This window comes from Bacillus sp. CR71 (assembly GCF_003429245.1).
In the GTDB taxonomy this organism is placed as follows: Bacteria; Bacillota; Bacilli; order Bacillales; family Bacillaceae_G; genus Bacillus_A; species Bacillus_A thuringiensis_S.
Genome location: NZ_CP031748.1, coordinates 132,918 through 150,140, shown reverse-complemented (window position 1 = coordinate 150,140; position 17,223 = coordinate 132,918). Strand labels below are relative to the sequence as shown.

Below are 17,223 nucleotides of genomic sequence, written 5' to 3'. Positions count from 1 at the left end.
AGCCCCGGTTTCCCGGAGTTATCCCAGTCTTATGGGCAGGTTACCCACGTGTTACTCACCCGTCCGCCGCTAACTTCTTGAGAGCAAGCTCTCAATCCATTCGCTCGACTTGCATGTATTAGGCACGCCGCCAGCGTTCATCCTGAGCCAGGATCAAACTCTCCAATAAAGTTAGTTTGTCTAGCATCTAAAAATAAAAATTGACGTTTCACGTTGTTTGTTTCGTTCAGTTTTCAAAGAACTACTTGGTCGCTCATTTGCGACTTCCTTATGTTAACATCTTCGTTTTTCGATGTCAACTAAGTTTTTCAATTTCTTTTTTGTCGTTTTCTGCGTTTCCGCATCAGCGACGTTTATTAATTTACCATATACAAACTATTAACGTCAATACTTTTTAATAAAAAGTTCTTCTTCTTACATAACGAATACATTCCTCTGCGTTAGCAACTCTCCGAAACAAACAAAAAATGATTTTATATCTTTCTTCCATCGCCTTTTTTACAACTTCATGAATACGCTCATCTTCAAAATCAAATAAAAGTTCCTCTAACTCTCTCTTTAATATGTATTCCATCTCTTTTCTCTCTTCTTTTGTCAACATCAGCCCAAGCAAATGATCACCTCAATAATTCCTTACGTAACAATAAACGTTCCGCTCATTTTCACTTATTACAATCCTATCATTCATTATATCCACTACTTACGATATTAATCCTTTGTTCTCTTTTTTATATTTCCAGCATATATGTAACTGAAAAGGATTGGACAAAGGGGCGTAATATTATGTTTTTCTTTTTTATTACGAGTAAAAGAACTTTTAAACACATTAGCTTAATAGTGATACTTTCCTTATTTACAGCATGGCTACTCTTTTTAAAAACATATTCACATGAATCTGCTTTTTCAACTGCTACAGGCCCTAAAGTAATTTACAAAGGAGATACCGCTAAAAAGCAAGTTGCATTTACGTTTGATATTAGTTGGGGAGACAAAAAAGCAATTCCAATCCTTGATACTCTTAAAGAAAGAGAAATTAAGAATGCAACCTTCTTCCTTTCTGCTGCATGGGCCGAAAGACACCCCGATATTGTAGAGCGCATCATGAAAGATGGACACGAAATCGGTAGTATGGGTTACAATTACACATCTTATACTTCTCTAGAGACGAATGAAATAAGACGAGACCTTTTACGAGCACAAGATGTTTTTACAAAACTTGGTGTAAAACAAGTCAAACTGTTACGTCCACCTAGTGGCGAATTTAACAAGGCAACCCTTAAAATTGCAGAATCACTTGGATACACCGTCGTGCATTGGAGTAATAATTCAAACGATTGGAAAAACCCAGGTGTAAACCACATCGTTTCCACCGTCTCTAATAATTTGAAAGGTGGAGATATTGTCTTATTACACGCATCCGATTCTGCCCTTCAAACAAATAGAGCTTTACCGCTGCTCCTGCAAAAATTAAAAAGTGATGGATATGAGCAAATATCCGTATCACAACTTATTTCCAACACAAGTACGAAAAGTGAAGATGTGAAATAGCTTCGTCCCTACTACTCTTCACGTATAAAAAGCTCTACTACCTTTCAAGAAGGTGGTAGAGCTTTTTTAATCACACCATTTCCAGTAATATAACTGCCGGTGTATAAAACCTCTCTCTATTAAGCAGGTTTACTCGTTTTTCCGATTAAACGATGTAATACAAGTAATTGATATGCATTACATAACAATAGCGGTATAACCATTAAATATAACCAATCTGTATCATTAATCCGAAGCGCCGGTACCCATTCAAGAATTGTTACAACAACCATAAAGAACAGAGCTGGCACAAATGCTTTTTTATTTGTTTCTTTACTTTTTACATAAGCAACAATTGCTCCAAACACAAATAAAATTCCAGCAACAAGTATGTTATTCCCCAATGAGACTTCCCCATTTGCAATAAGTACAGACCTTAAATACACAAAATCAAATAATACGAATGCAATAAAGAAGAGCTGGACTGCATTCCATAAAGACGATGAGCGAAACATCCCTAGTCCAAAACGATGGATTGTTAAATATGCAAAGAATCCCATTTGACTTATAACGCTAAAAATAAATCCTACCCCCATCAACCAGAAAGATACCGCTAAAATCTCCTTAACGTCGAAATTTTGAAAAAATTCATTGTACCTGTCCCACTCCAAAACAAAACCAATAATAACTGTGCTAATCCCACCAAGAAACAACGTCGTTAAAAATAGTCGTACCCACTTGCGGCTATTCACAACACATCCCCCATTATCCTTATATTTCTAATTAAATTGTATCAATGACAATTTCAAAAAGCTAGCCATGTTCATGTATAAATTCCTTAAAGATATTTATATTAAAAAGAGAGAACTGTGCTGAAAGGAGTTCCAACTTATGAAACGGATACTATTCATTTTCGTTTCTTCTTTTCTACTTATCGCACTTGTAGCATGCGCACAAGGAAAAGAAACGAAATCCGAACTAGATTACGATCAAACAAAGAAAATGATTGTTGATATTTTAAAAACAGATCAAGGTAAGAAAGCTATTCAAGATGTATTAACTGATGAAAAAATGAAACAAGCACTCATACTAGATGAAACAGTAGTAAAGAAAACGATTGAAGATGCAATGGTATCCGATAAAGGGCAACAATTCTGGGAAAAGCTCTTTAAAGATCCTGAGTTCTCATCGAAGTTCGCTAAAAGTATGGGGAAAGAACAAACCCAATTAATGAAAACCTTATTAAAAGACCCTGAATACCAAGCAGGCGTTATAGAAATCATGAAAAATCCTGAAGTAGAAAAAATGATGTTACAAACAATGAAGAGTAAAGAATACCGTCAATATCTACAACAAGTACTAACAGAAACTGCTGAAAGTCCACTCTTCCAATCCAAGATGATTGATATCATTAGTAAAGGTGTACAAAAGGCTGAAAAAGGTGGATCTGATAAGAAAGAAGCAGGCGGTGACGGTGGTTCTCAAGGCGAGAAGAAGGAAGAACAGTGAAAATAATAACTATAATAACGAGTGGACAATGTATAAATTGTCCACTCGTTATTACTTTATCTTGCTATTAACAGACAAAATGGCCCTCTAGTTAAGCGAAAAGTTTACTAGTAACAAAACCCTTATTGTTGCCAGTAACAGATGAACTCCACTGATTAAAGTTTCACTTTATTTTTGTGTAACAGCTGTTTTATCAATTACCACTTCGGCTATTTTACTATAAATAATGCCGGTTGTATGTGTATCTTCATATACTGAAGGAGCAAAGTCTTCTTTATTCCAATCAGGTTGTTGCAGCGGAATACGACCAAGAACATTTGTTTGTAGTTCGGTAGCCAACTTATCTCCCCCGCCTCTTCCAAATACATATTCTTTCTCACCAGTTACCTTACTTTCAAAATATGCCATGTTCTCAACAACACCGAGAATACTATGTTCAGTGCGTAATGCCATCGCTCCAGCACGCGCTGCTACAAACGCAGCTGTTGGATGAGGCGTCGTTACAATAATCTCTTTGCAAGATGGCAACATTGAGTGCACATCTAACGCAACATCACCTGTTCCTGGTGGTAAATCTAGTACTAAATAATCTAAATCGCCCCATTCCACTTCTGTGAAGAAGTGGTTTAACATTTTCCCAAGCATAGGTCCTCTCCAAATAACTGGTGCATTATCCTCTACAAAGAAGCCCATTGAGATTACCTTTACACCTAAACGTTCCACCGGAATTATCTTGTCACCTCTTACGATGGGACGTTTTTCTATCCCCATCATGTCTGGCACACTAAAACCGTAAATGTCCGCATCAATAATACCAACTTTTTTTCCTAAACGAGCTAAAGCAACTGCAAGGTTAACGGAAACGGTTGATTTTCCCACGCCACCTTTTCCACTCGCTACTGCTAAGAATGTCGTTTTTGAATTTGGTGACAATAAAGATTCACTTTGCTCTGCTTCTTGTTCTGGTGCAAACTGAGCTAATTCCTCTTCTGTAAATTCTGCAAAACGAAGTCCAACTGTTGCTGCTCCAAGTTCTTTTACTAACTTTACAATTCCAGACTGCAACTGCATTTGTTCCGCTGTACCAGTTTTTACGATTGCAATTTTGACACTCACATGTTCCTTCTCAGGCTTGACTGTTACCTCTTTAATTGCACTTGTTTCTTTTAATGTTTTATGTAAAAACGGATCTACAATCCCTTCTAACGCTTCAACCACTTGTTCTTTCGTTACCATAATTAACCCAGCCCCCTGTATGAAAAATAACGTAATGTTAATTGAATTCATCTTTGTTTATTCTTCAAATTAATGCGTTTACATTTCCAGTATAACATATTTTCCGAAAACTTCGTTAACGAGAGAAACTCAAAAAAATCCTCCTTATTCTGGAGGATTTCCTTTTTCCGTGAAATAACGCAATATACCACGGTATATTGCAGCTGCTACCTTCTGTTGATATTTCTCCGAATTTAACATATACCTTTCGTTCACATTCGATAAAAAGCCGGCTTCAATTAAAGCACCTGGTGTTTTCGCATACTTCAATAAGTATACGTGAGAGATTGTTTTAGCAGAACGATTCGTATTTTCTAAACTCGTTCTCAATTCAGCCTGTATAAATTTAGCAGCACGTTCATTTTCAATTGAAGAGCGATAGTAGAATGTTTGTGCGCCTTTCGATCCACTACTAGTTAAAGCATTTAAATGAATGCTTGCAAAAAAGTCTATATCTGGTTTATTGATGATTTCTACACGTTTTTTTAAATCCTCCGCTTTACGTCTACTATATGACTTTGTATCTTTGTTAGCTAAATCATAATCTCCCTCACGCGTTAAAATAACTAGTGCACCTTGTTCTTGTAAATAGTCTTGTACCTTTTTTGTAATTTCAAGCGTAATATCCTTTTCTATAATATCCTTTCCACCAACAGCCCCTCCATCTGGTCCACCATGCCCAGCATCTAATACGATTACTTTCCCTGATAAGGGTAAATTCCAAGCTCGCCACGATTTTGTGATTTGAAATTCTTGTTTGACTAAAAAAAACAAAACAACCGCAGCGAGTGCAAAAGAGATAATTCGAATTCTCTTCATACCTTTCCTCCTCCAGCTAGTCCCTCTAATTACTTATATGGGACAAGAGGAAAGTTTATGCTTGTCTTAATGAAGCTTTAATCGATATCTTCTTTCACCTTTTTCATACCCTTCTTGCCACCACAATCCTATAAACTGCTGACAAGATTCAAAAAGTAATTCCTCATCTTTCAACTTTATTTCTCGCATAGTCATACTCGTTAAAAATTGAAATAGCGTTTCAGTTAATTGTTGTTCTTCTTCTAAAGCTCTATATTTCACATCAAAAAACGATTCACCATAATAACCAAATTTACTATATCTCGCTCCTAATAAATAAGATTCTATCCCTAATTCAATACAGTAATCTTCATACTGACGATGAAGCTCTTGCATTTGAAAGGCATCACGAATATTTGAGCGCAATGTTTTTAATGATAATTCTCGCAGCATCTTCCGCTCGTATTTTAACTGCTTTTCTTTTTGTTTTTCTTGTAAGCTGACAATGACATTCATAGTACTTATAAACCTCCCTAATACGTATAGTCTAAACTTCTAAAGAAGAAGCATACGCGAGGCCGTAGCACTAAAATATTCCAAGCTAAAAAAATTGTAAAAGAGGAATGAAACACAAAAAAACCCCAACCAAAATGGTTGGGGTTTGTAGTTCGCAAAAATTAACGTTTTGAGAACTGAGGTGCACGACGTGCGCCTTTAAGACCGTATTTTTTACGCTCTTTCATACGTGCGTCACGAGTTAATAGACCTGCACGTTTTAGTGTTAGACGGTATTCTGGATCAGCTTTTAATAAAGCGCGAGAAATACCGTGACGAATAGCACCAGCTTGACCAGTGTATCCACCACCATTTACGTTTACAAGTACATCGTAGTTACCTAAAGTTTCTGTTGCAACTAGAGGTTGTTTCACTACTTCACGTAATGCAGCAAATGGGATATAGTTTTCAAAATCACGACCGTTAATGATAACGCGTCCTTCGCCTGGAACTAGGCGTACGCGCGCTACTGAACTCTTACGACGTCCAGTGCCATAGTATTGAACCTGTGCCAAAGTAAGCCCTCCTTTAATTAATTATCCGCGAAGTTCGTAAACTTCTGGTTTTTGTGCTTGGTGTGGATGCTCTGCTCCAGCATACACGTTAAGTTTCTTAGAAACTTGACGGCCTAAGCGTCCTTTTGGAAGCATGCCTTTAATTGCAAGCTCTAACATTTGTACAGGGTAGTTTGTACGCATTTCAAGAGCTGTTCTTTGCTTAAGTCCACCTGGGTGGTTAGTGTGACGGTAGTAAATTTTATCGTTTAATTTATTACCTGTTAAATGAATTTTCTCAGCGTTAATAATAATTACATGATCACCCGTGTCAACGTGTGGTGTAAATGTAGGTTTGTTTTTACCACGTAAAATGGATGCTACTTCAGTAGATAGGCGACCTAAAGTTTGACCTTCAGCATCAACCACATACCATTTACGCTCAACTTCGTTAGCTTTTGCCATAAAAGTCGTACGCATGTGTTTCCCTCCTCGTTATCTTTTCCATAGAAAAAATCTATTGTTTATCTTAAACACGATTTCCTTCCGGGGCTAATCGTGGTTTTAGAAACAATACCATATGTTATGATATACTTTTGAGTTTCTAATGTCAAGCAAATGTTACACCAGGATTAGTTGTTATAGTTTACCTCCCATAGGTAAAGCCCATGACCTGGAGCCATCTTTCCAGCAAACTGACGATTTTGTTTCGCTAAAATCTCTGGAATGCTATCAGGATCAAGCTTTCCTTGCCCTACGTTAAGTAACGTACCAACAATAATTCTGACCATATTATATAAAAATCCATTACCTACAAAACGAAAAATTAATTCATCATCTTGCTCAATTAACTCGATTTCATAAATTGTTCGCACTTTATCTTTTTTGTCAGTTTTTGCCGAGCAAAAAGAAGTGAAATCATGCGTTCCAATAAAATAAGGAATTGCTTTTCTTATAGAATTGATTTCGAGCGGATATGGATATTGATATACGTAATTTCTACGGAATACATCCGCAGTCTTTGATAATAATACACGATAACGATATTCTTTTTTCTCAACACCGTAACGTGCATGAAATTCTTCTGTTTTTTTCTCTACTCGCCTAATAACAATATCATCTGGCAACATTGTATTTAAAGCGTTATTCCATTGCCACTCCTCAAGAGACAAAGGAGTATCAAAGTGTATTACTTGCCCTTTTGCATGAACCGTAGAATCTGTTCTACCAGACGCCTGAACACGAACAAGTTCTCCCTTATGCAATTTCTGTAATGCTTTTTCTATCTCCTGTTGAACAGTACGATGCTTCGGCTGAATTTGATAACCACAAAAATGCATACCATCATATGCAACCGTACATTTTATTCTATCCATTTCTCTATTCTCCATTACGATCGCACCCATGCCAAAATACAAGCTAAACAAAATAAGCTTACAATCGTTACTGTATCGCTTGTTTTCCAGCGTAGTTGCCTAAATTTAGTACGTCCTTCACCACTTTGATATCCACGAGCTTCCATCGCAATAGCTAAGTCCTCTGCACGCTTAAAAGCACTGATAAACAGAGGAACGAGCAGTGAGATAATAGCTTTCATTCTATCTTTTATCGGTCCACCAGCGAAATCAATACCACGTGATGCTTGTGCTTTCATTATTTTACTCGTTTCATCCATTAATGTCGGGATAAAACGAAGAGAAATTGACATCATTAATGCGATTTCATGAACAGGAACCTTTATACGCTTCAATGGCTTTAATAACGTCTCCAAACCATCTGTAATTTCAATAGGTGTCGTCGTTAACGTTAATAATGTCGTCATTAAAATAATAACGAAGAACCGTACAGAAATGTATATCCCTTGCTCTAATCCTTTTTCATGTATCGAAAACCAACCAAGCTGGAGTAGTACATCCCCCTCTTTATTTGTAAAAATATGCAGGAAAAATGTAAAAAGAAAAATCCATAAAATTGGTTTTAAGCCCGAAAGTACATAACGAATCGGCACTTTTGCAAAAAATAAAGCAATGAGTGCATATAAAAATAAAAATCCATATGAAATCGCATTATTTGCTAAGAAAACAACAAATACATATAAAAAGACAATCAGCAGCTTCGTACGTGGATCAAGTTGATGAATAAGTGAATTCCCCGGGATATATCTCCCAATAATCAACTGCTGCATGATTCATGACCACCTTTTCGTAACACCTGCACAACTTCATGAGTAAGATCCTCTAAAGATAAGGTAGCCTTTGGAATTGAAATACCAAACTTCTCTTCAATTGCACGTTTATACTTTAATGACATAGGAAGATCCACACCAATTTTCTCTAGTTCATCAGCATGTGAAAATACTTCCTCTGCACTTCCTTGCAAAAAGACCGTTCCTTTATGCATAACTACAATTTGTTCCGCATACTGAGCAGCATCTTCCATATTATGCGTTACAAGGATAACTGTAAGCCCTTTCTCCTTATGCAACTTATAAAACATCTGCATAAGTTCGTTCTGCCCTTTTGGATCTAGACCTGCTGTAGGTTCATCTAATACAAGCACTTCAGGTTCCATTGCCAGTACACCCGCTATAGCAACACGTCTCATTTGTCCACCACTTAATTCGAACGGAGAACGTGTTAACAGTTCCGGTTCTAGCCCTACAAGTTCTATTGCCTCTCTAGCCTTTTGCTTCGCTTCGTCTCCAGATACCCCGAAATTAGTAGGTCCGAAGCAAATATCTTTCTCCACAGTTTCTTCAAACAACTGATGTTCCGGGAATTGAAAGACAACCCCTACTTTTTTACGTAGTGGCTTTAGCTTTTTTTCTTTCTTTCCTGCCGAAATCAAATGTTCACCAATTTGAACTGTACCATTTGTCGGCTGCAATAAACCATTTAAATGTTGAATCATCGTCGACTTACCTGAACCAGTATGACCGATAATGGCATAATAGCCCCCACTTGGAAACGACACGTCTACATCATAAAGTGCGCGTCTTTCAAATGGAGTTTTATATTGATAACGATGTTCTACTTTTTGGAATGTAATCTCCAAAGTTCGTTCACCAAGCTTTCCATTGTAAGATGCGTATTTTGCAAAAGAATTTCATTTCTTTTTAATAATTCTGCTATTTTCACCGAAAACGGTACATCTAAGCCAATTTCTTGGAGCATATGAGAGGACTTGAAAATTTTCTCTGGAGTCCCTTCCTCTAATATTTCTCCCTTATTTAAAATAATGACACGATCTGACTGCGCCGCTTCTTCTAAATCGTGCGTAATTGATAACACGGTAATACCTTTTTGATTAACAAGTTGTCTAACCGTTTCTACTACTTCACGTCTTCCTTGAGGATCTAACATTGACGTTGCTTCATCTAATATTAAAATAGATGGCTGAAGTGCTAAAACGCCCGCTATTGCCACTCGCTGTTTTTGCCCACCAGATAAGGAATGAGGCTCATCATTAAGAAAATCTTCCATACGGACAAGTCGTAAGGCCTGTTCTAATCTTTCAATCATTTGTTCTCTTGGCATTCCGATATTCTCTAAACCAAATACAACATCATCTTGCACTGTTGTTCCAACAAATTGATTATCTGGATTTTGAAATACCATTCCAATTTGTTTTCGAACATCCCATACCGTTTCCTCTGATAAAACCATTGAATCATTTACTGTAATAGTCCCTGCTTCCGGCAAAAACAAACCATTCAATAATTTTGCAAGTGTAGACTTTCCTGAACCGTTTTGTCCAATAATAGATACCCATTCTCCCTCATATAAGGAAAATGAAACATCTTTTAATGCATACGTGGCTGCCCCAGGATATTGAAATGATATATTTCCTATCCGAAGTTTCTCTTTTTTCAATAGAAGGCACCCTTTCCTTCGCCAAGCTCGCCTATTTTTATATTTAAAAAAAAGGGCCATGACCAGTTTCTTGAAAAGAACTGTCCTGCCCTTTTAATTATCATTATACTAACTCGATAATTACCATTGGTGCTGCGTCTCCGCGACGTGGACCAATTTTTGCAATACGAGTGTATCCGCCTTGGCGCTCAGCATAGCGTGGAGCTACATCAGCGAATAATTTTTGAAGTGCATCTTGACCAGTCTCAGCGTTAGCTACTTCATTGCGAATGAAAGCTGCTGCTTGACGACGAGCATGAAGATCTCCGCGTTTACCTAAAGTGATCATTTTTTCCACTACAGAACGAAGTTCTTTTGCACGAGTTTCTGTCGTTTGGATGCGCTCGTTGATAATTAAATCAGTAGCTAAGTCACGTAACATAGCTTTACGTTGCGCACTTGTACGGCCTAATTTTCTGTATGCCATTCGTAGTTCCCTCCTTTGTTCATGGGTTTAAATCCTCAGTCGTCTTTACGTAAACCTAAACCTAATTCCTCAAGTTTATGTTTAACTTCTTCTAAGGATTTACGTCCTAAGTTACGAACTTTCATCATATCTTCTTCTGTTTTGTTCGCAAGCTCTTGTACAGTATTAATTCCTGCACGTTTTAGGCAATTATAAGAACGAACAGAAAGGTCTAGTTCTTCGATAGTCATCTCAAGAACTTTCTCTTTTTGATCTTCTTCCTTCTCGACCATAATCTCAGCATTTTGTGCTTCATCAGTTAAACCAACAAAGATATTTAAATGCTCAGTTAAGATTTTGGCACCTAAAGAGATAGCTTCTTTTGGCCCGATGCTTCCATCCGTCCATACATCAAGCGTAAGCTTATCATAATTAGCCACTTGTCCGACACGTGTCTTTTCCACTTGGTAAGTCACACGTGATACTGGAGTATAAATAGAATCAATAGGAATTACTCCTATTGGTTGATCTTCGCTTTTATTTGCATCAGCTGGCGTATACCCACGGCCACGCTTTGCAGTTAAACGCACGCGGAAATGCGCATCTTTTGCTAACGTTGCAATGTGTAAATCTGGATTTAAGATTTCTACATCACTATCGTGAGTAATATCAGCAGCTGTGACAATACCTTCGCCCTGCACATCAATTTCCAACGTCTTCTCTTCTTCAGAGTAGATTTTAAGAGCTAACTTTTTCAAGTTTAAGATGATCGTCGTAACGTCTTCTACTACGCCCTCAACTGTTGAAAATTCATGTAATACGCCATCGATTTGGATAGCAGTAACAGCGGCACCAGGGAGTGAGGATAAAAGAATACGACGTAAGGAGTTACCCAAAGTAGTACCATATCCACGCTCAAGCGGTTCAATTACGAATTTACCATATTTAGCATCTTCGTTAAGTTCAACCGTTTCGATTTTCGGCTTTTCGATTTCAATCATTAACTAAACCCTCCTTCAAAACGTCGAAACCCCGGTTAAACAAAGGTATAACCCCTGTCTAACCGAAAGTCCCCCTTAGGCAGTTCCCGATTGTGCACAACAAGCGATGTTTCTGTACGAAATTTCTCGATAATGCATCATATCCATTATAGACAAAAGGGAAAATTCTATACAGAAAAATTACACACGACGACGTTTTGGCGGACGACATCCATTATGAGGAACTGGAGTAACATCTCTAATTGCTGTTACTTCTAGACCTGCAGCTTGAAGAGCACGAATTGCAGCTTCACGACCAGCACCAGGACCTTTAACAGTAACCTCTAAAGTTTTTAAACCGTGCTCCATTGCAACTTTAGCAGCAGCTTCAGCAGCCATTTGCGCAGCGAATGGAGTAGATTTACGAGATCCACGGAAACCAAGTGCACCAGCACTAGACCAAGAAAGTGCGTTACCGTGAGTATCTGTAAGTGTTACGATTGTGTTGTTGAAAGTAGAACGAATATGAGCTATACCAGCTTCGATATTCTTTTTCACACGTTTTTTACGAGTGTTTGTTTTACGTGCCATTGTTAGTTCAACCTCCTTTACTTATTATTTCTTTTTATTTGCTACTGTACGACGTGGACCTTTACGTGTACGAGCATTGTTTTTAGAATTTTGACCACGAACTGGTAAACCACGACGGTGACGAAGACCACGGTAAGAACCGATCTCCATTAGACGTTTAATGTTAAGAGATACTTCACGACGAAGGTCTCCCTCAACTTTAATACGATCGATAACATCACGGATACGTCCTAATTCGTCTTCCGTTAAATCACGAACTCGTGTTTCTGAAGAAATACCAGCTTCAGTAAGAATTTTTTCAGCAGTTGTGCGACCAATGCCGAATACGTAAGTTAAAGAAATAACAACGCGTTTGTCTCGAGGAATATCTACACCTGCGATACGTGCCATTCTGAATGCACCTCCTTCTGATTAACCTTGTTTTTGTTTATGTTTAGGGTTTTCACAAATAACCATTACTTTTCCACGTCTACGAATAACTTTACATTTTTCGCAGATTGGTTTAACTGACGGTCTTACTTTCATGTCTCGAACCTCCTTAAAGATTACGGAGTGCTATATTATTTAAAACGGTACGTAATACGACCACGATTTAAATCGTACGGAGATAATTCTACCGTAACTTTGTCTCCTGGTAAAATACGAATGAAGTTCATACGGATTTTACCAGAAACGTGAGCCAATACGACATGCCCATTCTCTAATTCTACTTTGAACATAGCATTTGGCAACGTTTCAAGAACGGTACCTTCGACTTCAATTACATCATCTTTAGCCATTCAATAGTTCTCCCTTCTTCAAATCAGTAACATTTTACACTGCTCTGAAATCCCGGAGAGCCAGCTACTTATAAAGTGGTAAGGATTTCGTATCCTGCTTCTGTAAGAGCAATCGTGTGCTCAAAATGGGCACACCATTTACCATCTACCGTTACCACTGTCCAGTCATCAGATAGTGTTTTTACATATCGTCTTCCTTGATTCACCATCGGCTCAACACAGATGACCATTCCCGGCTTTAATCTAGGGCCTCTATTTGGTGGACCATAGTGCGGGATTTGAGGGTCCTCATGTAAGTCTTGCCCGATTCCGTGACCAACATACTCCCTAACGATCGAGAATCCATTCTCTTCAGCATGGGTTTGAACCGCATGTGAGATATTTGATAATCTCTCGCCTGGTTTTACTTGTTCTAGACCAAGATACAACGATTTTTCTGTGACATCAAGTAGCTTTTGAACAGATTCAGAAATGTTTCCAACTGGATACGTCCATGCAGAATCTCCATGGTACCCATTGTATTTCGCACCAATATCGATACTGATGATATCGCCCTCTTTGAGCTTGCGCTTTCCTGGAATTCCGTGTACAAGCTCTTCATTTACAGAAGCACATATGCTCCCCGGAAATCCGTTGTATCCTTTAAAAGATGGCGTAGCACCATATTTTTGAATCGTCTTTTCCGCTATTTGATCGAGCTCTTTCGTTGTAATTCCTGGAGTAATGTGCTGTTTCAACTCTTGATGAGTTAAAGCAACGATTCTGCCAGCTTCTCGCATGATTTCTATCTCGCGAGGAGTTTTGCAGATGATCATTACGCTAAGCCTCCGATGAGAACATCGATATCAGCAAATACTTTATTGATATCTTGCTCACCATTAATGCTTTTTAAGTAACCAAGCTCGTCGTAGAAATCAAGCAAAGGTTTTGTTTGCTTAATATTTACATCTAAACGATTTGCTACAGTTTCTTCATTGTCATCAGAACGTTGGTATAATTCGCCACCACATTTATCGCACACATCAGCTTTTGCTGGTGGATTGAATTCTAAGTGGTAAGTCGCACCGCACTCTTTACAAATGCGACGGCCTGTAAGGCGTTTTAATAACAACCCTGAATCCACATTAATGTTTAAAACATAGTCGATTTTTTTGCCAAGATCTTTCATAATCTCTTCAAGAGCTGATGCTTGTGCAACAGTTCGTGGGAAACCGTCTAGTAAGAAACCTCTTACGCAGTCTTCTTGACTTAAACGTTCACGAACAATTCCGATTGTAACTTCATCTGGAACAAGTGCACCTTTATCAATAAAAGATTTTGCTTGTAGACCCATTTCAGTTTCAGCCTTCATAGCTGCACGGAACATATCTCCTGTTGAAATGTGAGGGATGTTATACTTGGCTACAATCTGTTCGGCTTGTGTACCTTTACCAGCACCAGGAAGCCCCATTAAAATTAAGTTCATCCTTGTTCCCCCTCAGTACATGAGCATGTAGGGAAGATAGTTCTTCCCACTTACTCACTGCTTGATAAACCCTTTGTAATGGCGTTTTACCAGTTGGCTTTCTAGCTGCTTCATTGTTTCTAAAGCAACGCCGACAACGATTAACATACTCGTTCCACCAATCTGTGCAGATGGAGGAAGATTTCCCAATTTCGTAAAAATAACTGGTAAGATTGCAATCGCTGCTAGGAAAATTGATCCTACAAAGGTCAAACGATACAAGATTTTTGTTAGATATTGTTCTGTATTCTTACCCGGACGAATACCTGGAACATATCCACCTTGCTTGTTTAGATTCTCTGACATTTGCTCTGGATTAACCTGAACAAATGCATAGAAATATGTGAAGGCTACAATGAGCGCAACATATATGATCATTCCCACTGGGTGAGAATAGTTAAAGTTTGCAATAATCCACTGCGATACATCATGTTTCGGGAAGAACTGTGCAATAGTTGGAGGCGTAATTAAGAATGAAACAGCAAAAATGACTGGAATAACACCCGCACTATTTACCTTAAGCGGTAAATGTGTGTTTTGTGCTCCAGCATGATTCCCATTCCCTCCTGTTACACGCTTCGCGTATTGAATTGGGATCTTTCTAACAGCTTGTTGAATGAAAATAACACCAACAATAACTGCTAGCACAGCTAGTAAAATCAATGCAACTTTAACGATACTCATGAACAATTGATCTCCGATATTTTGAAACTGTTGTTGATACACTTGAGATATAACACTTGGGATCGCTGCAGCAATACCGCCAAAGATAAGGATGGAAATACCATTACCTACACCTTTAGCTGTAATCTGTTCGCCTAACCACATTAAAAATGCAGTACCAGCAGTCAGTACCGTAGCAATGTATAAATAAGTGCTCCAACCAGGATTCAAAATTAATTGCCCACCTACCATACCGTTAAAACCGATTGACATACCAAACCCCTGAATAAACGCAAGAACAATTGTAAAGTAACGCGTGAATTGCGTTAGTTTACGACGGCCCATTTCACCTTGCTTCGACCATTCCGAAAATTTAGGAACAACATCCATCTGCAATAATTGCACGATGATGGATGCTGTAATATACGGCATGATTCCCATCGCGAAGATGGAGAAGTTTTTCAAGGCGCCACCGCCAAATGTATTTAGGATGCCTAAAGCATTTAATTGGTCTTGTGCTTTCAGTACGTCTCCATTTGTAAATGGCACTGGGATAAACGTGCCAATCCTGAATACGATTAACATCGCTAAAGTGAATAATATTTTACGTCTTATCTCAGCAACGCGCATAAAGTTGGAGATTGTACGAAACATTAGATCACCTCAACTGATCCGCCAGCTGCTTCAATTGCTTCTTTAGCACTTGAAGAGAACTTGTGCGCTTTAACAGTTAGTTTTTTCTCTACTGCTCCGCTTGCAAGAATTTTAACACCGTCGTTTAACTTGCTGATAACGCCAGTTTCCAGCAATAATTCAGGTGTTACTTCTGTACCATCTTCAAAACGATTTAACGTTGATAAGTTTACAATAGTAAACTCTTTACGGTTAATGTTTGTGAAGCCGCGTTTTGGTAAACGACGGAATAATGGAGTTTGACCACCTTCGAAGCCAAGACGAACACCGCCACCAGAACGTGCGTTTTGTCCTTTATGACCTTTACCAGCAGTTTTACCGTTACCAGAACCGATACCACGACCGACACGGTTACGTACTTTACGAGAACCTTCTGCAGGTTTTAATTCATGAAGTTTCATTCCCAGGCACCTCCTTATATTAATGAGTTATCCTTAAGCTTCTTTTACAGTTAAAAGGTGAGAAACTTTGTTGATCATACCAAGAATAGCAGGAGTTTCTTCCTTAACTACAGTTGAATTCAACTTTTTAAGACCTAAAGCTTCTACCGTCGCACGTTGATCTTGTGGACGACCAATTACACTACGAGTGAGGGTAATTTCTAACTTTTTCGCCATTTGTTTTCCCTCCTTAACCTAGTAGCTCTTCTACAGATTTACCGCGTAATTTTGCAACATCTTCAGCGCGCTTAAGTTCGCTTAATCCGTTCACAGTAGCGCGAATCATGTTGATTGGTGTGTTAGAACCAAGAGATTTCGAAAGAATATCTTGTACACCAGCTAATTCAAGAACCGCACGAACAGGTCCACCAGCAATAACACCAGTACCCTCAGCAGCAGGTTTTAAGAATACTTCACCAGCTCCAAAGTGACCGTTGATTGTGTGTGGAATTGTTGTACCAACTAATGGTACAGCGATTAAATTTTTCTTAGCGTCTTCGATAGCTTTGCGAATTGCGTCTGGTACCTCTTGTGCTTTACCAGTACCGAATCCAACATGACCGTTTTTATCGCCAACTACAACTAGTGCAGCAAAGCGGAAACGACGACCACCCTTAACAACTTTCGCGACACGATTTATCGTAACTACACGTTCTTCAAGTTCTAATTTACTTGGGTCAATGCGATGCATCAATTTTCCCTCCTTTGACCATTAAAATTGTAATCCAGCCTCACGAGCAGCTTCAGCTAGAGCTTTAACACGGCCATGGTATAAGTAACCACCGCGATCGAATACTACTTCTTTAACGCCTTTCTCTACAGCACGCTTAGCAACTGATTCTCCAACTTTCGTAGCAGCTTCAGTATTGCTAGTACCGTTAAGAGCAAGGTCTTTATCAAGAGTAGATGCACTTACTAACGTTACACCATTCACATCATCAATAACTTGAGCGTAAATATGTTGGTTAGAACGGAACACGTTTAAACGTGGACGCTCTGCAGTACCAGTAAGTTTAGCACGTACACGTGCATGTCTTTTCTTACGAGTCGCATTTTTATCAGCTTTAGTGATCATTTTCTTGTCACTCCTTTCTCTCA

Annotated in this window: 26 protein-coding genes; 2 read left to right on the top strand and 24 right to left on the bottom strand. The window is 38.5% G+C overall.

Features of this window, described 5'->3' with window-relative positions:
* Positions 1-394: 394 nt before the first annotated feature.
* On the bottom strand, positions 395-613 hold the full coding sequence (locus DOS87_RS00870; RefSeq protein ID WP_000901146.1) for a hypothetical protein: 219 nt from the start codon (positions 611-613) through the stop codon (positions 395-397).
* 170 nt (positions 614-783) lie between these two features.
* Between DOS87_RS00870 and pdaB the strand changes: the two genes are divergently transcribed.
* Positions 784-1,548 (top strand): polysaccharide deacetylase family sporulation protein PdaB, encoded by a 765-nt coding sequence (gene pdaB / locus DOS87_RS00865; protein ID WP_000464716.1) that lies wholly within the window; start codon positions 784-786, stop codon positions 1,546-1,548.
* 119 nt (positions 1,549-1,667) lie between these two features.
* On the opposite strand, the gene kbaA is transcribed toward pdaB, so the two are convergent.
* Complete coding sequence (kbaA, locus tag DOS87_RS00860; protein WP_001088533.1) at positions 1,668-2,279, bottom strand: KinB signaling pathway activation protein KbaA; 612 nt, start codon at positions 2,277-2,279, stop codon at positions 1,668-1,670.
* Between the two features lie 139 nt (positions 2,280-2,418).
* Between kbaA and gerD the strand changes: the two genes are divergently transcribed.
* Positions 2,419-3,036: a spore germination lipoprotein GerD gene (gerD, locus tag DOS87_RS00855; protein WP_000821601.1), complete on the top strand. Its 618-nt coding sequence runs from the start codon at positions 2,419-2,421 to the stop codon at positions 3,034-3,036.
* A gap of 168 nt (positions 3,037-3,204) precedes the next feature.
* On the opposite strand, the gene DOS87_RS00850 is transcribed toward gerD, so the two are convergent.
* The 22 genes from DOS87_RS00850 to rplR form a co-directional block, all read right to left on the bottom strand.
* Positions 3,205-4,272 carry an Mrp/NBP35 family ATP-binding protein gene (locus tag DOS87_RS00850; protein WP_000256626.1) on the bottom strand — a complete coding sequence of 356 codons (1,068 nt, stop codon included), beginning with the start codon at positions 4,270-4,272 and terminating at the stop codon, positions 3,205-3,207.
* Positions 4,273-4,416: 144 nt separating this feature from the next.
* On the bottom strand, positions 4,417-5,130 hold the full coding sequence (gene cwlD / locus DOS87_RS00845; protein ID WP_000822437.1) for an N-acetylmuramoyl-L-alanine amidase CwlD: 714 nt from the start codon (positions 5,128-5,130) through the stop codon (positions 4,417-4,419).
* A 66-nt stretch (positions 5,131-5,196) separates the two neighbouring features.
* Positions 5,197-5,625 carry a DUF2521 family protein gene (locus DOS87_RS00840; protein WP_001101005.1) on the bottom strand — a complete coding sequence of 143 codons (429 nt, stop codon included), beginning with the start codon at positions 5,623-5,625 and terminating at the stop codon, positions 5,197-5,199.
* 161 nt (positions 5,626-5,786) lie between these two features.
* Positions 5,787-6,179, bottom strand: coding sequence for a 30S ribosomal protein S9 (gene rpsI, locus DOS87_RS00835; RefSeq protein WP_000079986.1), 393 nt, complete (start codon positions 6,177-6,179; stop codon positions 5,787-5,789).
* A gap of 21 nt (positions 6,180-6,200) precedes the next feature.
* Complete coding sequence (rplM, locus tag DOS87_RS00830; protein ID WP_001260795.1) at positions 6,201-6,638, bottom strand: 50S ribosomal protein L13; 438 nt, start codon at positions 6,636-6,638, stop codon at positions 6,201-6,203.
* A 152-nt stretch (positions 6,639-6,790) separates the two neighbouring features.
* Entirely contained in the window at positions 6,791-7,534 is a 744-nt protein-coding gene (gene truA, locus DOS87_RS00825; RefSeq protein ID WP_002084072.1) for a tRNA pseudouridine(38-40) synthase TruA, read from the bottom strand.
* A 14-nt stretch (positions 7,535-7,548) separates the two neighbouring features.
* Positions 7,549-8,343, bottom strand: a complete 795-nt coding sequence (locus DOS87_RS00820; protein ID WP_001186530.1) for an energy-coupling factor transporter transmembrane component T family protein — start codon at positions 8,341-8,343, stop codon at positions 7,549-7,551.
* Entirely contained in the window at positions 8,331-9,212 is an 882-nt protein-coding gene (locus DOS87_RS00815) for an energy-coupling factor ABC transporter ATP-binding protein (protein WP_000406529.1), read from the bottom strand. The genes DOS87_RS00820 and DOS87_RS00815 overlap by 13 nt, the downstream gene beginning before the upstream one ends.
* Complete coding sequence (locus DOS87_RS00810) at positions 9,188-10,030, bottom strand: energy-coupling factor ABC transporter ATP-binding protein (RefSeq protein ID WP_000711763.1); 843 nt, start codon at positions 10,028-10,030, stop codon at positions 9,188-9,190. Before DOS87_RS00810 ends, DOS87_RS00815 begins: the two co-directional genes overlap by 25 nt.
* A gap of 103 nt (positions 10,031-10,133) precedes the next feature.
* The gene (rplQ, locus tag DOS87_RS00805; protein ID WP_000331490.1) at positions 10,134-10,496 is read right to left on the bottom strand and encodes a 50S ribosomal protein L17; all 363 of its coding nucleotides are present in this window, start codon (positions 10,494-10,496) and stop codon (positions 10,134-10,136) included.
* Between the two features lie 35 nt (positions 10,497-10,531).
* Positions 10,532-11,476 (bottom strand): DNA-directed RNA polymerase subunit alpha, encoded by a 945-nt coding sequence (locus DOS87_RS00800; protein WP_000569643.1) that lies wholly within the window; start codon positions 11,474-11,476, stop codon positions 10,532-10,534.
* A 180-nt stretch (positions 11,477-11,656) separates the two neighbouring features.
* A complete protein-coding gene (rpsK, locus tag DOS87_RS00795) occupies positions 11,657-12,046 on the bottom strand; it encodes a 30S ribosomal protein S11 (protein ID WP_000101797.1) in 390 nt (129 codons plus the stop codon).
* A gap of 24 nt (positions 12,047-12,070) precedes the next feature.
* Entirely contained in the window at positions 12,071-12,436 is a 366-nt protein-coding gene (gene rpsM / locus DOS87_RS00790) for a 30S ribosomal protein S13 (protein WP_000090792.1), read from the bottom strand.
* Positions 12,437-12,457: 21 nt separating this feature from the next.
* The gene (gene rpmJ, locus DOS87_RS00785; RefSeq protein ID WP_000868344.1) at positions 12,458-12,571 is read right to left on the bottom strand and encodes a 50S ribosomal protein L36; all 114 of its coding nucleotides are present in this window, start codon (positions 12,569-12,571) and stop codon (positions 12,458-12,460) included.
* 35 nt (positions 12,572-12,606) lie between these two features.
* Positions 12,607-12,825 (bottom strand): translation initiation factor IF-1, encoded by a 219-nt coding sequence (gene infA, locus DOS87_RS00780; RefSeq protein WP_001029884.1) that lies wholly within the window; start codon positions 12,823-12,825, stop codon positions 12,607-12,609.
* A 68-nt stretch (positions 12,826-12,893) separates the two neighbouring features.
* On the bottom strand, positions 12,894-13,640 hold the full coding sequence (gene map, locus DOS87_RS00775) for a type I methionyl aminopeptidase (protein WP_000582539.1): 747 nt from the start codon (positions 13,638-13,640) through the stop codon (positions 12,894-12,896).
* Entirely contained in the window at positions 13,640-14,290 is a 651-nt protein-coding gene (locus DOS87_RS00770) for an adenylate kinase (RefSeq protein WP_001048995.1), read from the bottom strand. The genes map and DOS87_RS00770 overlap by 1 nt, the downstream gene beginning before the upstream one ends.
* A gap of 54 nt (positions 14,291-14,344) precedes the next feature.
* Positions 14,345-15,646, bottom strand: coding sequence for a preprotein translocase subunit SecY (gene secY / locus DOS87_RS00765; RefSeq protein ID WP_000490118.1), 1,302 nt, complete (start codon positions 15,644-15,646; stop codon positions 14,345-14,347).
* Positions 15,646-16,086: a 50S ribosomal protein L15 gene (gene rplO / locus DOS87_RS00760; protein ID WP_000766083.1), complete on the bottom strand. Its 441-nt coding sequence runs from the start codon at positions 16,084-16,086 to the stop codon at positions 15,646-15,648. Before rplO ends, secY begins: the two co-directional genes overlap by 1 nt.
* A 33-nt stretch (positions 16,087-16,119) precedes the next feature.
* On the bottom strand, positions 16,120-16,302 hold the full coding sequence (gene rpmD, locus DOS87_RS00755; protein ID WP_001085233.1) for a 50S ribosomal protein L30: 183 nt from the start codon (positions 16,300-16,302) through the stop codon (positions 16,120-16,122).
* A 13-nt stretch (positions 16,303-16,315) separates the two neighbouring features.
* On the bottom strand, positions 16,316-16,816 hold the full coding sequence (gene rpsE, locus DOS87_RS00750) for a 30S ribosomal protein S5 (protein WP_000554646.1): 501 nt from the start codon (positions 16,814-16,816) through the stop codon (positions 16,316-16,318).
* A gap of 21 nt (positions 16,817-16,837) precedes the next feature.
* Complete coding sequence (gene rplR / locus DOS87_RS00745) at positions 16,838-17,200, bottom strand: 50S ribosomal protein L18 (protein WP_000628818.1); 363 nt, start codon at positions 17,198-17,200, stop codon at positions 16,838-16,840.
* Positions 17,201-17,223 lie beyond the last annotated feature (23 nt).